The 20,585-nt window shown below is 37.5% G+C and carries 19 protein-coding genes and 1 pseudogene; 18 read left to right on the forward strand and 2 right to left on the reverse strand.

What is annotated here, in order from left to right; translation table 11 throughout:
• The first annotated feature begins 4 nt into the window (after positions 1-4).
• The 3 genes and pseudogenes from COB47_RS00985 (at position 5) to COB47_RS00995 (ending at position 4,087) form a co-directional block, all read left to right on the forward strand.
• Positions 5-619, forward strand: a pseudogene (locus COB47_RS00985) (IS607 family transposase).
• A complete protein-coding gene (locus COB47_RS00990; protein WP_013289565.1) occupies positions 588-2,126 on the forward strand; it encodes an IS200/IS605 family accessory protein TnpB-related protein in 1,539 nt (512 codons plus the stop codon). Before COB47_RS00985 ends, COB47_RS00990 begins: the two are co-directional and overlap by 32 nt.
• Before the next feature lie 74 nt (positions 2,127-2,200).
• Positions 2,201-4,087, forward strand: coding sequence for an ABC transporter ATP-binding protein (locus tag COB47_RS00995; RefSeq protein WP_013289566.1), 1,887 nt, complete (start codon positions 2,201-2,203; stop codon positions 4,085-4,087).
• A gap of 58 nt (positions 4,088-4,145) precedes the next feature.
• Here COB47_RS00995 and COB47_RS01000 read toward each other — a convergent pair whose 3' ends face one another.
• On the reverse strand, positions 4,146-5,420 hold the full coding sequence (locus tag COB47_RS01000; RefSeq protein ID WP_013289567.1) for a methyl-accepting chemotaxis protein: 1,275 nt from the start codon (positions 5,418-5,420) through the stop codon (positions 4,146-4,148).
• A 188-nt stretch (positions 5,421-5,608) separates the two neighbouring features.
• Between COB47_RS01000 and murA the strand changes: the two genes are divergently transcribed.
• From murA to COB47_RS01075, 15 genes are all read left to right on the forward strand, one after another.
• The gene (murA, locus tag COB47_RS01005; protein WP_013289568.1) at positions 5,609-6,853 is read left to right on the forward strand and encodes a UDP-N-acetylglucosamine 1-carboxyvinyltransferase; all 1,245 of its coding nucleotides are present in this window, start codon (positions 5,609-5,611) and stop codon (positions 6,851-6,853) included.
• Between the two features lie 90 nt (positions 6,854-6,943).
• Positions 6,944-7,357, forward strand: coding sequence for a DUF1284 domain-containing protein (locus COB47_RS01010; protein ID WP_013289569.1), 414 nt, complete (start codon positions 6,944-6,946; stop codon positions 7,355-7,357).
• On the forward strand, positions 7,350-8,294 hold the full coding sequence (locus COB47_RS01015; protein ID WP_013289570.1) for a biotin--[acetyl-CoA-carboxylase] ligase: 945 nt from the start codon (positions 7,350-7,352) through the stop codon (positions 8,292-8,294). The genes COB47_RS01010 and COB47_RS01015 overlap by 8 nt, the downstream gene beginning before the upstream one ends.
• Positions 8,295-8,310: 16 nt before the next feature.
• Entirely contained in the window at positions 8,311-9,435 is a 1,125-nt protein-coding gene (gene folP, locus COB47_RS01020) for a dihydropteroate synthase (protein WP_013289571.1), read from the forward strand.
• Positions 9,436-9,468: 33 nt separating this feature from the next.
• Positions 9,469-9,681, forward strand: a complete 213-nt coding sequence (locus tag COB47_RS01025) for a DUF3006 domain-containing protein (RefSeq protein WP_013289572.1) — start codon at positions 9,469-9,471, stop codon at positions 9,679-9,681.
• A 6-nt stretch (positions 9,682-9,687) separates the two neighbouring features.
• Complete coding sequence (gene folK, locus COB47_RS01030; protein ID WP_013289573.1) at positions 9,688-10,149, forward strand: 2-amino-4-hydroxy-6-hydroxymethyldihydropteridine diphosphokinase; 462 nt, start codon at positions 9,688-9,690, stop codon at positions 10,147-10,149.
• Between the two features lie 18 nt (positions 10,150-10,167).
• Positions 10,168-10,962, forward strand: coding sequence for an SDR family oxidoreductase (locus COB47_RS01035; RefSeq protein ID WP_013289574.1), 795 nt, complete (start codon positions 10,168-10,170; stop codon positions 10,960-10,962).
• Complete coding sequence (locus COB47_RS01040; protein WP_049770040.1) at positions 10,952-11,233, forward strand: Uma2 family endonuclease; 282 nt, start codon at positions 10,952-10,954, stop codon at positions 11,231-11,233. Before COB47_RS01035 ends, COB47_RS01040 begins: the two co-directional genes overlap by 11 nt.
• Positions 11,234-11,258: 25 nt before the next feature.
• Positions 11,259-12,590 carry a hypothetical protein gene (locus COB47_RS01045; RefSeq protein WP_013289575.1) on the forward strand — a complete coding sequence of 444 codons (1,332 nt, stop codon included), beginning with the start codon at positions 11,259-11,261 and terminating at the stop codon, positions 12,588-12,590.
• 37 nt (positions 12,591-12,627) lie between these two features.
• A complete protein-coding gene (locus tag COB47_RS01050; RefSeq protein WP_013289576.1) occupies positions 12,628-13,296 on the forward strand; it encodes a PspA/IM30 family protein in 669 nt (222 codons plus the stop codon).
• A gap of 216 nt (positions 13,297-13,512) precedes the next feature.
• On the forward strand, positions 13,513-15,819 hold the full coding sequence (locus COB47_RS01055) for a SpoIIE family protein phosphatase (protein WP_013289577.1): 2,307 nt from the start codon (positions 13,513-13,515) through the stop codon (positions 15,817-15,819).
• The gene (spoIID, locus tag COB47_RS01060) at positions 15,788-16,825 is read left to right on the forward strand and encodes a stage II sporulation protein D (protein ID WP_013289578.1); all 1,038 of its coding nucleotides are present in this window, start codon (positions 15,788-15,790) and stop codon (positions 16,823-16,825) included. Before COB47_RS01055 ends, spoIID begins: the two co-directional genes overlap by 32 nt.
• Positions 16,826-16,867: 42 nt before the next feature.
• Positions 16,868-17,269 (forward strand): hypothetical protein, encoded by a 402-nt coding sequence (locus COB47_RS01065; protein WP_013289579.1) that lies wholly within the window; start codon positions 16,868-16,870, stop codon positions 17,267-17,269.
• The gene (locus COB47_RS01070; RefSeq protein ID WP_013289580.1) at positions 17,220-17,816 is read left to right on the forward strand and encodes a hypothetical protein; all 597 of its coding nucleotides are present in this window, start codon (positions 17,220-17,222) and stop codon (positions 17,814-17,816) included. Before COB47_RS01065 ends, COB47_RS01070 begins: the two co-directional genes overlap by 50 nt.
• A gap of 138 nt (positions 17,817-17,954) precedes the next feature.
• Positions 17,955-18,890 carry a DUF4097 family beta strand repeat-containing protein gene (locus tag COB47_RS01075; RefSeq protein ID WP_013289581.1) on the forward strand — a complete coding sequence of 312 codons (936 nt, stop codon included), beginning with the start codon at positions 17,955-17,957 and terminating at the stop codon, positions 18,888-18,890.
• 55 nt (positions 18,891-18,945) lie between these two features.
• Here COB47_RS01075 and COB47_RS01080 read toward each other — a convergent pair whose 3' ends face one another.
• Positions 18,946-20,568 carry an NAD+ synthase gene (locus COB47_RS01080; protein ID WP_013289582.1) on the reverse strand — a complete coding sequence of 541 codons (1,623 nt, stop codon included), beginning with the start codon at positions 20,566-20,568 and terminating at the stop codon, positions 18,946-18,948.
• Between the last annotated feature and the right edge of the window lie 17 nt (positions 20,569-20,585).

The raw sequence follows: 20,585 nt of genomic DNA on the forward strand, positions 1-20,585 counted from the left end.
TTGAATGTTACTGAGTATGCAAAAAGTTAAAGAGATATATGGCATTAGTCGAAGGCTATTTCCTAAACTGGGAAAAGGAAGGGTTAATAATACCTCTCAGGCTCCCTAAGGGAAGGAGAAGGTATAAAAAAAAGAAGACATAGAAAAACTACTTGGCATGATAGAAGAAAAAACAAAGCCAACCCTTGTTTTGTATGCAAAACTCTCCACTAAAAAGCAAGAAGAGTACCTTAAAAACCAGCTCAGAAGACTTGAGGAATACGCAGAGTCTCAAGGCTGGCAGTATTGAGGTTATATCTGAAATAGCTAGCACAGTAGAATAAAAACAGGAGAGGACTATTAAAACTTTTGAACAAAATCAAAAGAGGAGAAGTTGTAAAAGTTGTAATAGTGTATCCTGACAGACTTGCAAGTTTTGGATTTGAATATCTTAAGTTTTTCATGGAGAGTTTTGGGGTAGAACTTGTAGTGTTAAATGGCAGAGAAAACGAAGAAGAAATAAAAGAAGAACTGGCAGAGGATTTAATAGCGGCAGTATACATCTTTTGCAGCAAGGATTTATTGGCAAAGAGGTGCTAATAAAAGACATGGTAACAGTTCAAACCAAGCTGATTTTTGAGGGCAGTGAAGATAAGCAGAAGGTATTAGACCTTATGAGAAGATGGTCCTCTTGTATGAGGTATGCATACAAGAGGCTACTGGAAGGGCATAAAAGGAATGAACTCAAAAAGCAGCTGCAGGGAATTTTCAATCTTAATTCCCGATACGTTGATGATGCGATAATGAAAGCAAAAAGCATTTTGACCTCATGCAAAGAAAGAGGAGAAAATCCCAATAAGGTTGTTTTTGGTGGCAGGCAGCTTTTTGAAAAACTCCAGAAGAGGCACATAAACGGTAAAGCGTACAGGAAACTTCAACTTAAGTGGCAGGAGAAGAGGAAAGGGAATCTGTACTCAAGAGGAGACAGGAGCAAGAAGGGGAATCTCAACACAAGGATTGAGATAGATGAAGATTGTACAAAACTCAGAATCAACGTGGGAGAAAGGGAGTACGTATATGCGATTATACAGCCTGGATGGAAGATAAAAGACAGAACGTACACAGACAGGAATCAACTGTTGCAGGCGATAGGTACTTGTGGGGAACCCTATTCTGTTGAATTGAAACTCAAAAATGGAAAAATATATGCCTATTTTACCGTTGAAGAAGTTTTCCCAAGGCCTGCGATGACAAGAACAAGTGGAGTTATAGGGATAGACACAAACGCATATCCCAGGCACGTGGCATGGACAGAAACAGACAAGAGTGGACAGCTTCTAGAATATGGCAGAATACCAATGCCAGAGCTTGAGAGTGGGAGTTCAAGCAAGAGGGAGTATTACAGGTGGCAGTATGCATACATGATAGTAGAAATGGCGAAAGATAATCAAAAAGCCCTAGTAATTGAGAAGTTGAACATAAAGGACAAAGGGAAAAGAGGAGATTTTTCAGGTAGAAAATCAAGACGGATAAGGCACTATTTTGGGTACAGGTCACTTTTGGAGAAGGTAAAACTTTTAGCAAAGCGAGAAGGAGTAGAGGTTATAGAAGTAAACCCTGCGTATACTTCTGTGATAGGGATGTTAAAGTATGCACCGCAGTTTATGGTGAGCAAGGACGTGGCAGCTGCATATGTGATAGCCCGAAGAGGGCTTGGCTTGAGAGAAAGGATACCGCACAACTATATGATGTTTCTCAGTAGACTTGATGTAAACGAACTGGAGGAACTGAAGGAGTACGTAAGGAAGGTAGTTAAGAACACATACGTTAGGAAAAAGCAACTCAGAGAGATAGATAGAGCGAAAAAGTTTTTACAAAGCCTTGGGAGTGAGGCAGAGAGGCTATCTGTACCACTGGATGGAACAAGTGCAGGTAGTCGTGGCAAAAACCACAATCTCTGGCGAGTTCTCAGGGTAGCGGTGGTGACTCCACTCTCCCCTGACAGAGTCCTGCGTGACATGTCTGTCCTGAAATCACTTTTAGTTTCAGGGCAAGTGGGGAAGACCTATAAAGGCGTAAGTTCCTGTTTCTTGGGACAGGGGCTATGGCTTTCCCAAATACCGCCTGCTGGGGCTGGGAAAGCCTGAAAGGCGGACTATAAATACCCCAGCCGCCAAACTCGTGCTAATGTGCACAGTTTGGTTGACCAGGAACTTTTGGCATGAGTGAAAGACAGTCTACATCATCTACAATGAATATTCAAAGACCAAGAAGACGTGGACCTGGCGGACCTATGGGACCGGCTTTTGTTGGTGAAAAGCCCAAAGATTTTAAGACTGCTATGAAAAAGCTTATAAGGTATCTATCTTCTTATAAGTTGTCATTAACAGCAGTAATAGTACTTGCAATGCTGTCTGCTGCCTTTTCGATTGCTGGACCTAAGATTCTTAGCAAAGCTATAACAAAGATATTCGAAGGACTTATGAGCAAAGTAAGCGGTACAGGCAGTGGTATTGACTTTGAATATGTTGGGAAAATCATTTTAATTTTGCTGGGTCTTTATATAGTAAGTGCTATTTTTGGCTATCTACAGGGCTGGATTATGTCGGGGATTTCTATGAAGCTCACATACAGGCTCAGAAAAGAGATTTCACAGAAAATTAACAGGCTTCCACTGAAATATTTTGAAAGTACAAATCAGGGTGAGATACTGTCAAGAATCACAAACGATGTTGATACACTCACACAGACGTTAAATCAGAGCCTCACACAGGTAATAACCTCAACAACCTTAGTCATTGGTGCGCTTGTTATGATGCTGAGCATAAATCTTTTGATGACAGTGGTTGCTTTGCTTATAATTCCTCTTTCTTTTTCGGTTGTTATGTTAATTATTAGCAAATCACAGAAGTTTTTCATGCAGCAACAAGAGTATTTAGGGCATGTCAATGGTCAGGTTGAAGAAGCATATGGCGGGCATATTGTAATAAAGGCATTTAATGCTGAAAGAAAGACTATTGAAAAATTTAATATTTACAATGAAAAGCTTTATAACGCTGCATGGAAATCACAGTTTTTGACAGGTGTTATGATGCCGCTCATGAACATCATAGGGAATCTTGGATATGTTGTTGTGACTGTCTTGGGAAGTTACCTGACAATAAAAAGAACAATTGAGGTTGGAGATATTCAAGCCTTTATTCAGTATATAAGATCATTTACACAGCCAATTGCCCAGATTGCTAACATTTCAAACATCTTGCAGCAAACAGCCGCTTGTAGCGAGAGAGTGTTTGAATTCTTAGAAGAAGAGGAAGAGGTGCCAGATACACCAAATCCAGAGATTAATCTTGAAAGCATAAAAGGAGATGTAGAGTTTAGAAACGTCAGGTTTGGTTACAGACCTGACAGAATTGTTATTAAAAATTTCTCGGCAAGAGTGAATGCAGGACAGAAAATTGCTATTGTTGGACCAACTGGTGCTGGTAAGACAACTATTGTTAAGCTTTTGATGAGATATTATGATGTCAACGATGGTGCAATTTTGATAGATGGACATGACATAAGAGAGTTCAATCGTAATGATTTGAGATCCCTTTTTGGTATGGTTTTACAAGATACATGGCTTTACAATGGTACTATAAAAGATAATATACGCTATGGGAAACCAGATGCAACAGATGAAGAGGTTATAAGAGCTGCAAAACTTGCACATGCAGACCATTTTATAAGAACACTGCCTCAGGGTTATGATACTGTATTAAATGAGGAGACCACAAATATTTCTCAAGGTCAAAAACAGCTTTTGACAATTGCACGGGCAATCTTAAAAGATCCGAAGATTTTGATTCTTGACGAAGCAACAAGTTCTGTTGATACTTTGACGGAGATTCAGATTCAAAAAGCAATGGATAATCTTATGAAAGGCAGAACATCATTTATAATAGCGCACAGGCTTTCAACAATAAGAAATGCAGACCTCATTTTGGTCATGGACCATGGCGACATTGTTGAGCAAGGCACACATAAAGAGCTTTTGCGCAAAGGTGGATTTTACGCTCAGCTTTACTATAGCCAGTTTGAAAAGGAAGAAGAGCTTGCAGGATAAAAACGAATTTTCTTCAAAAACTAAAGAGCCCCGGAGCAATAGATTTCCGGGGCCTTTTTTATCTTATCTTGTATTTTTTAAGTTTCTTTTCAAGCTCATCAACAAGTTTTTGAAGTGACTGTGCAGAGTATTTCATCTCATTTATAGAATTTAACTGATTTTCAACAGTTGCTGCAACTTCCTGTGATGCTGCAGCTGTCTCCTCAGATACAGATGATATACTTTCAATTGCTTTGATAACTGCATTTCTTGCATCTTCCATTCTGACAAGAGCATCCTTAACAATATAAGTTTTTTCAACAATTGCATTTATCTCATCAGAAATTTTTGCAAATGACTGTTGAGACTCAATAACAGCATCTTTTTGACCAAACGCAGCAGATTTTATTTCGTCTATTATTTTGATTGTATTTTCGGTTTCGCCAAGTATAACATCAACAATTGAATTGATTTCATCTGCAGCTTTTTTGCTCTGGTCAGCAAGTTTTCTTACCTCATCTGCAACAACTGCAAATCCTCTGCCAGCTTCACCTGCTCTTGCTGCTTCAATTGCAGCGTTGAGTGCTAAAAGGTTTGTCTGCTCAGCAATAGTGTTTATCACTTCAACAAAGTTTGAGATATTTTTAATTCTTTCTATGAATGAAGTAATAGTATTTATAACATTTTCAGCAGTGGTCACAGCAATTTCAGCCTTTTCACGAAGTGCACTCATCTTTTCTATTCCTTCTTTGTTAAGGCTATCTATTTTGTTAGCTTCGTCAATCACAGCATTATAACTTTCAGAAACAGCATTTATCTGTTCAGAAAGGTTATTTACAAGCAGAACACCATGCTGTGCCTCTTCAGCTTGCTGGGAAGCACCTTTTGCGATCTCCTCAATGGTCTTTGCGATCTCTTCAATTGCAGCAGCAGCTTCCTCAGACGTCTTTGTGACCTTTTTAGATGCACCTACAATTGCGTTTGACAGGTCAAAAAAGCTTTCAATCAATGTCTTTATATCCGAAAGAACAATGTTTACGCTTGATGCAACTCTCTGGATATTACCAAATTCTTTTGATGAAATAAGTTTGCTGTAATCTCCGTTTTTGATTTTTTCGAGAACATCTTCAAGTTTTGTAATCATTTTGTTCATCTCATACCTGATCATGAAAGCTGTAAGTGAAAGTGTTAGGATAAATGTGATTGTGGCGACCAAGATAGAGTATAACTTGAATTTTGGTGGCATAGCAATTCCGAGCAAAATGTCAAGTACAATTATAAATGCAACTGCTACATATGTAAGACTTAAAACTCCTTTTTTGACAACACCATTTTGTTGGTTTTTTGGTGGCATTAATTTTTCACTCCTTTTACCCAAAAATTTCTTTAGTTATTTCTATTATAATACAAGATGTGCCCTTTTTGCTAATATTTCTTTTAAAAAATATGTCTAAAAATTATACAAAACTTTTTGTCTAAAGCCACAAAAAGATTTCAATACTACTATAATAAGCAAAATTTTAGGACGGAGAAGAAAGACAAATGTCGAAGTTTGTAATAGAAGGTGCAAATAAGATTTCAGGATGTATAAAGGTTCACAGTTCAAAAAATGCAATACTGCCACTTTTGGCTGCATCCTTGCTGTCAAGTGAACCGATTGAAATTTTAGATCTCCCTTTACTGGAAGACATCAAAGTGCTTTTGCAGATTCTTTCCCACTGCGGGTGCGATGTAAAGATTGAAGGTAACAAACTGCAAATCACTCCTGATATCAAAAACGGGGATATAGATGTAGATGGGGTGAACAAACTCAGAGCCTCAATACTCCTGTTAGGAAGCCTTATCGCCCAGGGGAAAAAAGTTGTAATTGGAATGCCGGGTGGGTGCAATATCGGCACACGCCCAATTGACCTTCATGTAAAAGGGCTTTCCCAGCTTGGTGCAGAGATTAAACTCAATCAGGGTTACATTGAAGCGAAAGTTAAAAAATTAAAAGGTGCAAAAGTGTATCTGGATTTTCCGTCTGTTGGAGCAACAGAAAATATCATGATAGCAGCCGTTTTAGCAGAGGGTGAGACCATAATAGAAAATGCTGCGACTGAACCTGAGGTTGTATGTCTTGCAAATTTCTTAAACTCAATGGGTGCAAAAGTGATGGGTGCCGGCACTGATACAATCATAATTTTGGGAGTAAAAAAGCTTTCAGGCTGCTCATTCATTCCAATTCCAGACAGGATTGAAGCGGGAACGTACATGGCAATGGCTGCAATGTGTGGTGGTGAGCTTGAACTTACAAATGTAATTTGTGAGCATATAAGACCTGTTATTGCCAAGTTCAAAGAGAGTGGCGTGAAGATCTATGAAGGGGAAAATACTGTACGCGTTGAGGCACCGGACAGGATTTTAGCAACAGACATAAAAACCCTGCCTTACCCTGGCTTTCCAACGGATATGCAGGCGCCCATGATGAGTATGCTAAGTATAGCAAAAGGTACAAGCGTTGTTATTGAAACAATATTTGAAAACAGATTCCTCCATGTTGGTGAACTTGTCAAGATGGGCGCAAATATAAAAGTTGAGGGGAGAGTAGCAGTAATTGAGGGGGTTAAAAAACTAAAAGGCGCAAAGGTTGAGGCAAAAGATTTGCGAGGTGGTGCTGCACTTGTTTTGGCAGCGCTTGCTGCAGAAGGAGTAACTGAAATTGATGGAGCTTGTCACATCGATAGAGGATATTTTGAATTTGAGAAAAATATAACAAGCCTTGGCGGGAAAATAAAAAGAGTGTGAGAAGGGGGTTTTTCTCTCACACTGCTGAAAAGTTGTGGTATAATTAAGTTAAAAAGCTTGTTTTGATGAAAGAAAATGAATAGAAATAAAATGCCAATTATACTCAGAGCACATCATCTTTTATGTTTTCTGGGCTTTAGAGGAGCAGGGTATAGCAAGGAGTTTGTTGAAAATTTTGAAAGAGTTTATAAAAGCGTTTATCTTGAAAATTTACCTATAAAGATTGTGTCATTTCCAGATGAAATTTGCAGGTGCTGCCCAAACTTAGCTGCTACAGAGTGCAAGTTTGAACAGAAGGTCAAAAAGTATGATGCAAAAGTAGTTGAGCTTTTAAAGTTCTATGGGCTTTCTGATTTAGAAAATGTGCTGCCTTCTGAGGCTTACAGTGCTTTGAAAAAGGTTTTGCCACACCAGCTTGAGAGTATCTGCCGAACATGTGAATGGTTTGCCCTTGGTTTTTGCAAAGAAAGCTTTTATAGAAAGGACTTGTGGAAAAATGGATGAAAAGGACATCTGTATATTAAAAAAGCTGTATGAAAATGAGTATATTTCAGGTGAGGAACTTGCCTCTTTACTACATGTTAGCCGGATGGCAATAAACAAGAGAATAAAATCGTTGCGAGCTCTGGGCTACAGGATTGAGTCTGCCAAGAAGAAAGGATATATGCTTGTGGACAAAGATGTGATAAGAATTTGGGAGATAGAAGGGTACATCCAATCTTCAAACCTTTTTAAAGAGTTTATATATCTTAACGAAGTGGACTCAACAAATGCGTATGTAAAACAAAACCAGCAGTATCTTCCAAACGCTACAGTTGTGTATGCTGAGAGGCAGACCCAGGGAAGAGGCAGATTTTCACGCAGGTGGGTGGACCTTGACAAGGGCATAAAAATGTCTATATTATTGAAGCTTCTTTTGCTGGATTTAGAAAAGATTGTCCCGTTTACACTTTTCACCGGGCTTGTGATAAACAGGGTTTTGAGAAAACATGGAGTTGAGAGTTTTATAAAATGGTCAAACGATATATATTTGAACGGCAAAAAAGTTTGTGGTATTTTGTCAGAGCTTTCAGGTGAGGTTGAGGGGTTTGGCAGTATTATAATTGGTATAGGAATCAATGTCAATGCAAAAAGTGTGCCAGAGGAAATAAAAGACATTGCAACAACCTTGAAAGCTGAGACATTACATGATTTTGACAGAACAAGGTTAATAATTGACATTTTAAAAGAATTTGAAAGAGAGCTTTCCAACTTTGAGAAGTATGGGTTTTCGTATTTCAGGGATGAATATAAAAGCTTTTGCATAAATCTTGGAAAAGAGATTTTGGTAAATGGTGAGAGGATGCTTTGCAAAGACATTGGCAAAAATGGGGAGCTTGTATGTGAAAAAGATGGGAAGATAGTAGAGATTTCAAGTGGAGAGGTTACCATAAGATTTTAAAAGGGGATGATAAAACTTGAGGTTGATTTCAAAAGATGCAAATTTAAAAAGGATTTTGTATCAAAAAGGTTTTGATGAAAAAGACATTTTGGAATTTGAAAAAAAAGCAAACTCAATAATCTTAAGATTTGATGATGTGAAAAATCCATCAAGGTTTGTCCAGCTTCTTTCAAACCTTGGTTATTTTACAATCACAAACGGCAATATATGCTTTGCAACAACATCACTTTACAACTTTGAAAAGACAAGATGTATTTTAGCTGAGGCAGGGATAGATTGCAATTTTGATGGAGATTTTACCATTTCGCAAAGGTGCTTACTGGCAAAAGATAAGCAAATAAGTCTTTTGAAGACAAATGTTATGGGGATTATAAACGTTACACCTGACTCGTTTTATGAGGGTTCAAGAGTCCAGGTTGATAAAGTGACTCAGAGAGCACTGCAGATGATTCAAGATGGTGCAGATGTCATTGATATTGGAGGTGAGTCGACAAGACCTTTTTCAGACCCGGTTTGTGAGGAAGAAGAACTAAAAAGGGTAATTCCTGCAATTGAAGCGATAAGAAAAGTGGATAAGAACATTCCAATTTCGATTGATACATACAAGAGCAGGGTGGCTCAAAAAGCGATAGAAGCCGGTGCTGACATTATAAATGATATCAGCGGCGGGACGTTTGACAAAGACATGTTTTACGTGGCAGCACAGTATAATGTTCCTATCATAATTATGCACATCAAAGGCACGCCAAAGGATATGCAGAAAAATCCTTACTATGAAGATGTGATTGAAGAGATTTTACAGTTTTTTGAGGAAAGGATTGAACAGGCGCTAAAAGCTGGTGTAAAACTTGAAAACATCATTTTGGACCCTGGCATTGGCTTTGGGAAAAGACCTGAGGACAATTTGGAAATACTGCGAAGGTGTGAAGAGTTCAAGGTTTTAGGAAGACCAATTTTGATTGGGGCATCCAGAAAATCGGTGATTGGTTATGTGCTTGGTAATCTTGGACCTGAGGAGAGACTGGAAGGTACTGTTGCTGTCTCTGTAATATGTGCTCAGAAGAAGATTGAATTTGTTAGAGTACATGATGTAAAAGAAAACAAAAGAGCTATCTTGATGACACAGGCAATATTTTGCTGAGACAAAACTTTTTTAAAAAAGAGGTGTTATATAGTGACCAAAAAAGCTATTATAGACAGGTTTGAAGGTGACTTTGCTATTATTGAGCTTCAAAACAGGAAGATGGTAAGTGTTCCAAGAGAGATTTTACCTGAGTGTGCAAAAGAGGGCGATGTGATTTTGATTTCAGTAGATGATAAGGAAACTCAGAAGAGAAATGAAAGTATAAGAAATCTTTTTGAAAGTTTGAAGGAAGAGGGTGAATGATAGAATATGGCTGAAAATGTTGTATTTTTAGGACTTGGGAGTAATCTTGGTGATAGAGGTGAGAATATAAAAAAAGCAATTGAGCACCTGAAAGATAAGATAAGAATTGAAAAAGTTTCGAGTATAATTGAGACAGAACCATATGGATTTGTAGATCAGCCAAAGTTTTTAAACTGTGTTTTAAAAGGCACAACGGTACTTTCACCGCTTGAACTTCTTGAGTTTGTGCTTGATATAGAAAATAAAATGGGGAGAAAAAGGCTTTTTAAATGGGGACCGAGAAACATCGATATTGATATTCTTTTTTATGATGACTGTGTCATAGACACAGAAAATCTCAAAATCCCCCATCCAGAACTTCACAAAAGACTATTTGTACTTGAGCCTCTTTGCGAAATTGAAAAGGATTTTGTCCATCCGGTGCTGAAAAAGAGCGTGTATGAGCTTTACACTCAGCTAATTTCTTAAAGAAAGGAATGATAAAAAGTGGGGAATTCACCTTTTCTTTCGATAACTGAGTTTGAAGGCAAAAATGTGGTGGTAACAGGCGCTGCCCAGGGAATTGGTCTTGTCACAGCACTTTCTTTTCTGGAAAATGGGGCGAAAGTGTTTGCTATTGACAAAGACAGAGAAGCGATTGAAGATGCTTCTCAGGACTTTTTTGATAAGTTCAAAGACAGGATAACCTTTTTTGAGTGTGACTTGGCAGACGCAAAAGAGATTGAGCTTGTCTGCCAGAAGATTGGTGATGTTGCTGGCAAAATAGATGTTCTTGTCAACAATGCAGGCATAGGCTCAACAAAGTGGATTGAAGAAAGAAGCGTTGATGAGTGGGATGAAGTTATAAATGTTAACTTGAGAGCGCCATATTTAATGGTAAAATTTCTTCTGCCGTACTTAAAAGAAGGTGCTTCTATTGTAAACATAGCATCGACAAGAGCTTTGATGTCTGAGCCAAACACAGAGCCATATTCAGCGTCAAAAGGCGGTATACTTGCACTTACACACTCTTTAGCAATTTCACTATCTTCCAGAAAAATTAGGGTAAATGCCATAAGTCCGGGGTGGATAGAGACATCAAGGTACAAGAAAAGAAAATACCGCCGAGAACCAGAACTGCGCGAAGTTGACCATCTTCAGCATCCGGCAGGAAGGGTGGGTGTCCCCGAAGACATTGCAAACGCCATCTTGTTTTTGTCATCTGAGAAAAGCTCATTTATAACAGGCACAAATCTAATTGTTGACGGTGGTATGACAGTTAAAATGATTTATGAGGAGTAAAAAATATCAAAAAGAAGGTGTGCCAAAACTGATTGTTGAGGTGCTCTTGCCTTCGAGTGTTTCTGTTGACTATATAAAAAAGATGCAGCTTTACAGCTACTTTGGTGTTTGCGAGTACTGGATTGTAAGTCCGCGTAACAAATCTCTCCGGGTTTTCGTTTTAGATAATGGAGTATATATACAATATGCTACCCTGTCTCAAAAAGGGATTATAAAGTCAGCTGTATTTGAAAACCTGGAATTTGACATAGAGAATGTGTTCAATTTCTAAAAATAAAAAAGAGAGGCTTTAAAATATGTGGGGTGGGTTTTATAAAGTTGAAATAGACTTTTCAAAATTGTTGTGGGCACAGCTTTTGTGGTTTTTGCTCGGGCTTTTCTTTATAGTTGCTGTGATTGTTGTAGCTGTTGCTATCAAGAGAAAAAAAGCTGAGAAGATGAGAAGACTTGAAAACTTGCAGAAGGTGGAAGAATATTTTGAAACAATTTCAAACAGGATCTTGAACTTAGAGGACAAGGCAAAGTTTTTTAAGTTACTTGATGATGGTCAAAAACTTGAGAGCAAGTTCGAAGAGGTTACCATAAATTTTAAAAATCTTAAAGAGTACTATGAAGGGATAAAAAAAAGCTATTCAGACAGTGAGTTTAAAACCTTTTTGACAATCTACAACATACTCAAAAGTGATTTAGATTTTCTGGAAAAGGTTTTAAAAGATTCTGAAAAGGCACTACAAGAACAGATAGAGTACATTAAAAAGGTAGAAATAGCTGTAGATGGGGTTAAAAATAAGGAGGTTCTAAAGCAAAAGATAAATGATCTGCTTACAAGAAGACTTTCTGATGATGATTTGAAAAGTGCTGTTGAGGGTATAAAAAGAATTGATGAGAAAATAGAATATTTCAAGAGCCTTGGTGATGACAAGAAAAACGAATATATAAATACAATGATCCAGCTTTTAACAAAGAGGTTTGAAGAAAAGTATCCGCTAATTCTCTCAAAATCTTCTTCTAAGGCTTTAGAACTTCAAAAAGAGTTTGATGATTTGCTCTTAAAACTTCAGGTGTCAAGCGACTTTAAAAAAATTGTCCTGGCAGAAGACTTTTTAGGAAAACTTATGCAGATTGAAAATGAAATATCACAGGATTTTCAGAAAAAGATGAGACCTCAAAAAGAACTTGTCGACAGGTTTGAAAAAATTGTATCAATTTACGACAATGTGGGTTTTAGATTTTACAAAATAGACCTTGAGATTGAACGTGTGAAAAGTTTGCTTGAAAGTTGTGATAGCAATGAAGAGTTAGAAAAAGAGATATCTGAGCTTGAAAACACCATTTTTACCTTTTCACGAGAGTTTTCAGAGTGCAGAGGACTTCTTGAAAATTTTAAAAGATTTTTGGAAGAGGCAAAAAATAGGCTAAAGATTAGCCTGTCGTCTAATCTTTTTGATTCATATTATAAAAACTTAAAAGAGCTTTTATATGAATGTAACTTTAACGAGTTCAAAAAACGCTATATAGAATACCAGAATGCTGTCTCAGATGCGCTTTTTAAGTCATCTTCACTTTCAAGTTCAAGCGATACAATTAAAAAGGTCATAAAAGACCTTTTTGATGAGTTTTTTGGATAAAAAATAAAATATTACATTTTTAGGAGGTTTTGCTGCTATGGGGATATTTCAAAAGATTGCCCAGCTTCTCAAGGCAAACATAAATGATCTTATTGAAAAGGCGGCTGACCCTGAAAAGATGCTCAATCAGCTGATTGAAGACATGGAAGACCAGCTGCAAAAAGCAAGGGCTGAGGTTGCAAACGCTCTTGCAGATGAAAAGATTTTACAAAAGAAGGTTGAAGAAAACAAAAAGGCTGCTGAAGAGTGGCAGAAAAAGGCTGAGCTTGCAGTTTCAAAAGGCGAGGATGAGCTTGCAGTAGAGGCGCTCAGGAGAAAGAGAGAGTATGAGAGACTTGCAAATGAGTACCAGAAACAATATGAAGCGCAGCACGAGGCTGTGGAAAAATTAAAGAGCGGGCTTAAGATGCTGGAAGACAAGATTGAAGAGGCAAAGAGAAGAAGGGATTTGCTCATTGCCAAGTCAAAAAGGGCTGACGCTCAGGTTACAATCACACAGACCATGAGCAAACTAACAGACACTTCTGCTTTTGAGTCGTTTGAAAAGTACGCGCAGAAGATTGAACAGAAAGAGGCAAGGGCACAGGCGCATGAAGAGCTTTTAAATGCTTCAAAAACATTGGAAGATAGGTTCAAGGAGCTTGAAAATGGCGATGAGGACATTTTAAATGAGCTAAAAGTACTGAAAGAGAAGATGGGCAAGTAAAAGAAAGATTTTTTACAGGTCAGCAGACTCTTTGAAGTGGGTGCAAAGGTTTTTAAAAACCTTTGCACCCTTTTTTTATTTTTTGTCGTAAAAAATTTTCTGGTCATCTTACTATTTACAACAAAAAATACTCAAGAGGGCAAGTAGAATAAATTGTGCAGGTGATTAGTTTACAAAAGACTTTTGAGAATTTGTACAAAAGGAGATGATGTTGCCTTGGAAAGACTTGAGGTTTTACAGTTTAAAAGAGACCAAGTCAAAACTTCAAGGAACAGCATATCAGACCGATTTTTGGTGTTTGGAACAGAACAATTTTTTGTTCTAATTTTAGCCTTTTTGCTTGGAAGATGCAGCCTGTTTTCAAGAAGCTTCTTTTCATGTGCGTATGTTGCAAGTTTCAAAAAAAGGGATTACATGTACTATTTAGCCTCAATTTTTTCCATCTTCGGGATAATTTCATGCTCAGATAAAAGCTCAATATTAAAATATGTGCTTTCCATTCTTTTGATAACTACAATAAACCATTTTTTTGACCTGAACCTTTATTCAAAGGCACTGTTCTGCGCTTTGAGTGTGGGAAGCAGCGGTAGCATTTCTATTTTTCTGTTTTCTAAAGCACCGATAGAATTTTTGTATCTTGTGCTTGAGATGATTGGGTGTTTTTGGGCTGTAATTATGTTTGAGAGGTTTTTTGCCGCAATTTATTCCAAAAAAGCATATACAGCTGATCAGACGGTGGTTATGGTTGTAGTTCTGGCTTTGAGCTTTTTGGGACTTTCAAGTGGACTCGATTCGCTGTTGAGTATTCAAAATATATTGTTTTTTATTCTTCTTTTTTCGGTATCACTTTTTCACGGAATGATAATGTCTACTGCAATGGGTTTTGTAATTGGGCTTTTAGAAAGCATAAAAGAGTGCAGAAGCATTGAAATGGCATGCGTTTTTGCATTCTCAAGCCTTCTGGCAGGTCTAATGAAAGGGTTTGGCAAGTTTGGAATTGCTTTGGGCGGGTTTTGCGGATATATCATATCAATGTTTTACATATCGTCAAACCCGACACTTAGATTTCGTGAGATTTTGATATCTGCCGTGTTGTTTTGCCTGTTTCCGTTAGAAAAGATTGTAAAATTACAAAGTACTGACGAGAGGGAGGTACAAAGAATGATAAAGGAAAAGATCTTTGGGGTTGCGTCTGTGCTTGAAAATATAGAGCAAAATGCTTGTGGCAAACCAGCAGTTTTAATTTGCAAAGAGGAAGCAAAAAACATTGTTCAAAGTACGTGCCAAAAACTTTGTTTAGATTGCAGCAATTCCAATGTGTGCTGGAACATAGATTATTACAGGATAAATCATAGCTTGAATGAGATAAAGAATATGATATTGAAAAAAGGCAGGGTTGAAGAAGAGGATTTAAAAGAATTCAAGTTTTTGTGTGTAAGATGGAAAGAGTTTATAATAGTTATAAATGGATTTTTGGAATCTTTGAAATATTCAAAGCTTGTTCAAAAGGCATCAAGCCCCAAGGAAAATGTATTCAAGACACATATAGAAATTTTAAAGGACATTGTGATGGATGCGGCAAAGATGGCTGAAAATGAGATGAAGAAAGATAGGGGCACATCAAAAGAGATTGAGCTTGAACTTGTGCGGTTTGGCTATGAGGTTGAGAAGGTAGACTATGTTGTATACGATCACTATTTCCAAATAGATATAGATCTCAAAGATGGGTTTAAAGCTCCGCGAAAAATGGAGATAGAAGAGATTGTGAAAGGAGTTGTAGGCTGTGACATAGAAATTATATCAGAGGTGCCAAAAATATCAGGGGGATATACAATTTCCATTATCAAAAAGCCAAACGTGCAGATAGATTATTCTATATATTCAAAGAGTAAAGAAAACATAAACGGTGACAGGGTGTGCTTTTTGCAGCTCAAAAACGGAAAATTTTTAGCCTGCATATCAGACGGTATGGGCACCGGAAAGACAGCTTCGGAAAACAGCTTTATTGTGATAGATGCTCTTAAAAAATTCTCGTCACTTGGATTTGACAGAAAAGTTGCCATAAAGTTTATAAACTCGCTTCTTAGCATAAGAAACGGTGAACAATTTGCATCTGTTGACGTTGTGTGCATAGATAGGTTTACTATTGCGTCCGAGTTTTTAAAAGCCGGGGCAATGCCAACGTTCATAAAAAGGGGGGATGAAGTTTTAACTGTAGAGTCACACTCTCTTCCGGTTGGGATAGAAGCGGAAACCCAGTTTGATTTTTCAACTTGTAAGCTTCAGAAAGGTGACATGATATTTATGTTCTCTGACGGACTTTTTGAGTTGTTGGGCGAGGATGGCGACAGGATTTTGAAAGAATTTATTGCCAAAAACCAGTTTGTTTCAACTCAGAGCGCTTCAAAACAGATTTTTGAATGGGCTACTTCTAATTCGTTTTTAATTAAAGACGATGTAACAATAATTGTACTTAAAATTGGAGGTGCACTTGAAAAAAGAAGTGAAGAAAAGAAATTTTGAGACATTTTGGCTTGACACAACCTTGATGCTGCTTGCCACCTTGGTGTTTTTGATTGCAAATGTTGTTGCCAGACCTTCAAAAGATGATTTCAAGAACGTGCCATCTGCATTCACTTTGCCACAGAACAAAAATCAAAAAGATGATATTTATATAAATCTTCTAAGAAAAAATAAGAACAGGATTGAAAGGATTTCGCTTGAAGAATATGTTATAGGCGTTGTAGCAGCAGAGATGCCTGCCGAGTTTAACTTGGAGGCTTTAAAAGCCCAGGCAGTTGCTTCAAGAACATATGCTGCGCGAAAGATTGTAGGTAAAGCTTTGCACAAAGGATATGAAGAAAAAAAGGTCTATCTTTGCGACGATTTTTCCCACTGCCAGGCATACATTGACAGGGATGAGATGAAGAGAAGGTGGGGTAAAAACTTTGAAAGGTACTATAAGAAGATACGCATGGCTGTGGAAGAAACAAAAGGACAAGTGCTGGTTTACGAAGGTCAGATTATAGATAGTCTGTTTCATGCCGCATCTGGCGGTAAAACTGAGGATGCTAAAGAAGTGTTTGGAGAGGCCATCCCATACTTAAAAAGTGTTGTGAGCCGTGGCGAGGAAAGCTGTCCTAAGTTCTCAGGTGAGTTTTATTTTACCTATGATGAGTTTGTAAAAAGATTAAAATCCTATTTTCCCGGGCTGAGAATAGACAGCTCAAATATATCTTCCCAGATTAAGGTAGTTGAAAGAACAAAAGCTGGACGGGTGAAATCTGTAAAAGTAGGGAATACCGTTTTGAGCGGAAACCAATTCAGAAGCATCTTTGGGCTTTATTCAACAGAATTTTGGATTTACCCTGACAAAAGGGGAGTGAGAATCCACACAAGAGGGTATGGGCATGGGCTTGGGATGAGCCAGTGGGGAGCAAACTATCTTGCACGGCAGGGGAAAAATTACAAGCAGATTCTTCTTTATTACTATCAAAATGTCAAGATTTGTAGGTTAAAATATAGGTAGTGAAAAAAATATAGGGTAATTTGAGAAAGGAGAAATTTAAAATTGAACTGTTATTTGGTGGAAAATAATATTGAAAAGCTAAAAAAGTACATTGAAAAAGTAGGGCCTGACATGTACGCAAAGGAGTATCTTCTTAGAAAAATGGTGTATCTTCACATATATATAGAAGACCTGACACCCACACAGGCAAACATAATAAAACAGACAATGCTTTCCATTGGCTCAGACGCTGTTGTCAATAAGGGCTCTATAGACCACTCAGTCCAAAAGAGTGACTGTTTGGTATTTGGAAATGTTCTTCAGCTTAAAATGCTGTGTGAAAAACTAAAAAAACAGCCTTTTAAACTGAAAGAACTTGCAGAGAAAATACAAAAGATTGTGGAGGGGTTTGAACGTGATTATCTATGTTCCGGTAGACCTGAACAAGAAAAAGATGATACTTGAAAATGGGATGAATATTGAAAAAGACTATAACAAGAAAATCGGGCTTTGGGGCGTGTATGTCAAGTGCATATCGGGATTTTTAACACCTAAACATATAGCAGCAGACTGTATTGCGGTAAATGTGGATACCCAAAGAGCATACATTGCAAACCATGATCTTTGGATTGCTTACAAGCTTTCAAAAAATGAGGTTTTTAATAAGATGTACATTGCGTCTATTGTGAATATAAAAAAGTACAGGTTTGGGGAGTACAGAGTGCCAGAGGTTTTGATTGTATCACATGTCAAGAAAGAGGATATAGTGGATGTAAAAGAGACAACAAGCCTTTGCGATAAAATACTTTATCAAAATGACCAGATATATATAGACTGCCTTGTGGAAAAGATCTCTCAAAACACAAATGTGGCAAAACACTTGATTGTGGACTATTTTACAAAACTTAGTCTCAAAGATGGCGATATAACCACAGAAGTTGTGGAAAAAGGCAACAGCAAACTATATGTTTTTATTCACAAAAATGAGTATGCGTGGACTGTTGAGATTTGACAATAGTACCCCTTGAGATTTTAGGGAAACTTTACAAAGTTGTTTGTCGGGTAGTATACAAAAAGGAACATTTATTATACAATTTCTATATAAAAATTGTTTTGGCTTTTCTTTTTTGAGAACTCAAGGGGGATTTTTATGAAGTTCAAATTGATAACTATTTTACTGGCAATTCTTTTTATGCTTGTGTCATGCACGCCTCAGAAGCCAAAAACGAGAGAATATTCCCAGTCAGGAAGGTGGGTGGTTTTAGATTATAAAGGAAAGGCTTTTGTCCTTGACTGTGACAGTTCTTCTATTATCATCAGAGGGAAAGTCACATCTGATATTACTGTTAGGTACGTCAAAAAAGTAATATGGACATATAATGAAACCAGCAGCAATACTGGAGAGCCTAATGAGAAGGAAGTTCAGAAGATTTTCGATGACATGGATGCTAGTATTGAAAATGAGTTTGACAGGGTTTATGTAAAAGCAAGGGCGTACGGCAGCACCGAAGCAGTTTTAGCCAACAAGGTTTCAAATCCAAAGAGAGAATTTGAATTTGAGGTTTTCCTTCCGCAGGACTGCAAAGTAGTTGTTCAAAACAACAGCGGCAATGTAAGTGTCTCGGATATTAAAGGCGGTTCTGTTTACATAGTAAATGGAGTGGGAAACATTGCAGTGACAAACACGGATGCGCCGCTTGACATTAAAAATGGTGAAGGTGATATCAAGCTTGACTATGTCAGTGGAGATTTTCAAGTTACAAATGGAAAAGGGAACATAAACCTTAAAATTGAAAATACCGGTAGTTTTAAAGTTTTACAAACAAAAGGAAATGTTGTGCTAAAGATAAACAGAACAAGTGGGTATGGAAATTCATCTTTTATAAATGTAGGTGAAGGAGACATTACATTTGATGTAGGAAAAGATGTCAGGGCACAAGTTAAGGTGTTAACACAAGGAAAAATAAAATCTGACTTTGATTTTACAAAGACAGGAAATAGCTACTATATAGACCTTGATTCAGGGAGAAATACTATTGATATAACAAACCTAAAAGGTTTTGTGAGGATATATAAAAATTACTGAACAGATAAGTGTAGAAAATTTTAGAGGATTGGACGATTAAAGAAAGTCCAATCCTCTACACCCACCTCTGGACAATTGGCATGCGCCTGCCAAAACCAAACGCTTTTGATGTTACTTTCAAGCCCGGTGCTGCCTGTTTTCGTTTGTATTCTGCTCTTTCCACCATCTTTATTACTTTGAGTACAAGATCTTTTGGGTATCCCATTTCCACTATTTCGTCTATGCTCTTTTGTTCTTCTATATATGCAACAAGTATTGGGTCAAGCACCTCATACGGTGGGAGAGTATCCTGGTCTTTTTGATTTGGTCGAAGCTCTGCAGACGGTGGTTTTACTAAAACGTTATGTGGTATTATTTCTCTTTCCCTATTTATATACCTTGCAAGCTCATACACAAGCATTTTTGGCAGATCTGATATAACTGCAAGTCCGCCTGCCATATCACCGTAAAGAGTGCAATATCCGACTGCAAGCTCAGACTTGTTACCTGTGGTAAGAACTAACCGGTTTTCCCTGTTTGATATAAACATTAGGATATTTCCGCGAATTCGCGCCTGAATGTTTTCTTCTGCAAGGTCCTGCAGAGCAACTTCGCTTCCATTGAACATTTTAAGATAGCTTTTAAACGGCTCTTCAATTGAGTAAACCCTAAATTCTATACCAAGGTTTTCTGCAAGCTGTTTTGCGTCTTTTAAACTATGTTCTGAAGAATATCGAGATGGCATGGCAACACCAAGCACATTTTCTTTCCCAAGCGCTTCTGTTGCCAAACAGCAAACAACTGACGAATCAATTCCACCGGAAAGTCCTACTACTGCCTTTTTGGTTATTCCTGTCTTTTCAAAGTAGTCTCTTATGCCAAGTACAAGTGCTTTTTTTATCCATGAGATGTCTTCATGTATTTCAACTTCGGGCATCTTGTCAATCTTTTCAAGCTCAATTTCCAATATATCCTCTTCAAATTCTTTTGTTTTTGCCACAACTTTGCCGCTTGAACTGAGCACAACACTGTTTCCGTCAAATATCAGCTCGTCATTTCCGCCAACCTGATTTACATATATAACAGGAATACCATACTTTGTTGCAGCTTCTTTCAAAACTTTTAGCCTCTGAGTTTCAAGTTTTGTGTAGTGGTAGGGTGATGCTGAAAGGTTTATAAACACCTTTGCACCCTTTTGATAAAGTTCATCAAGCACATTTATGTCATACAATGCATTTTCATCATTGTTTATATTCCAGATATCCTCGCATATACTTATACCAAAGTTTATCCCTTCAATAGTCACAACTTCTCTTGCAAGGCTTGGTATGAAATATCTGTTTTCATCAAATACGTCATAGGACGGCAAAAGAGTCTTGTGTATAACCTTTTCTATTTTACCCTGATGGAGAATAATAGCACTGTTGAAAAGTTTTGAAACATGGTGGCTTTTTGTTGGACTACCTACAATTACAAAGCTATCTTCAACTACCTTTGCAATTTTTTCAATTGCTTTTTCAACTGCATCTATAAAGTCTTTTTGGAACAAAAGGTCTTTTGGAGGATAGCCACAGATTGATAACTCCGGAAATATAAGAATTTTTGCATCTGCGTGAGATTTTATAATCTCAATTATCTTTTTTGTGTTACCCTCAATATCTCCAACAATGGGATTTATCTGGCAAAGCAAAATCTTCACATTTTCCACCTTCTTTG

Source organism: Caldicellulosiruptor obsidiansis OB47, assembly GCF_000145215.1.
In the GTDB taxonomy this organism is placed as follows: Bacteria; Bacillota; Thermoanaerobacteria; order Caldicellulosiruptorales; family Caldicellulosiruptoraceae; genus Caldicellulosiruptor; species Caldicellulosiruptor obsidiansis.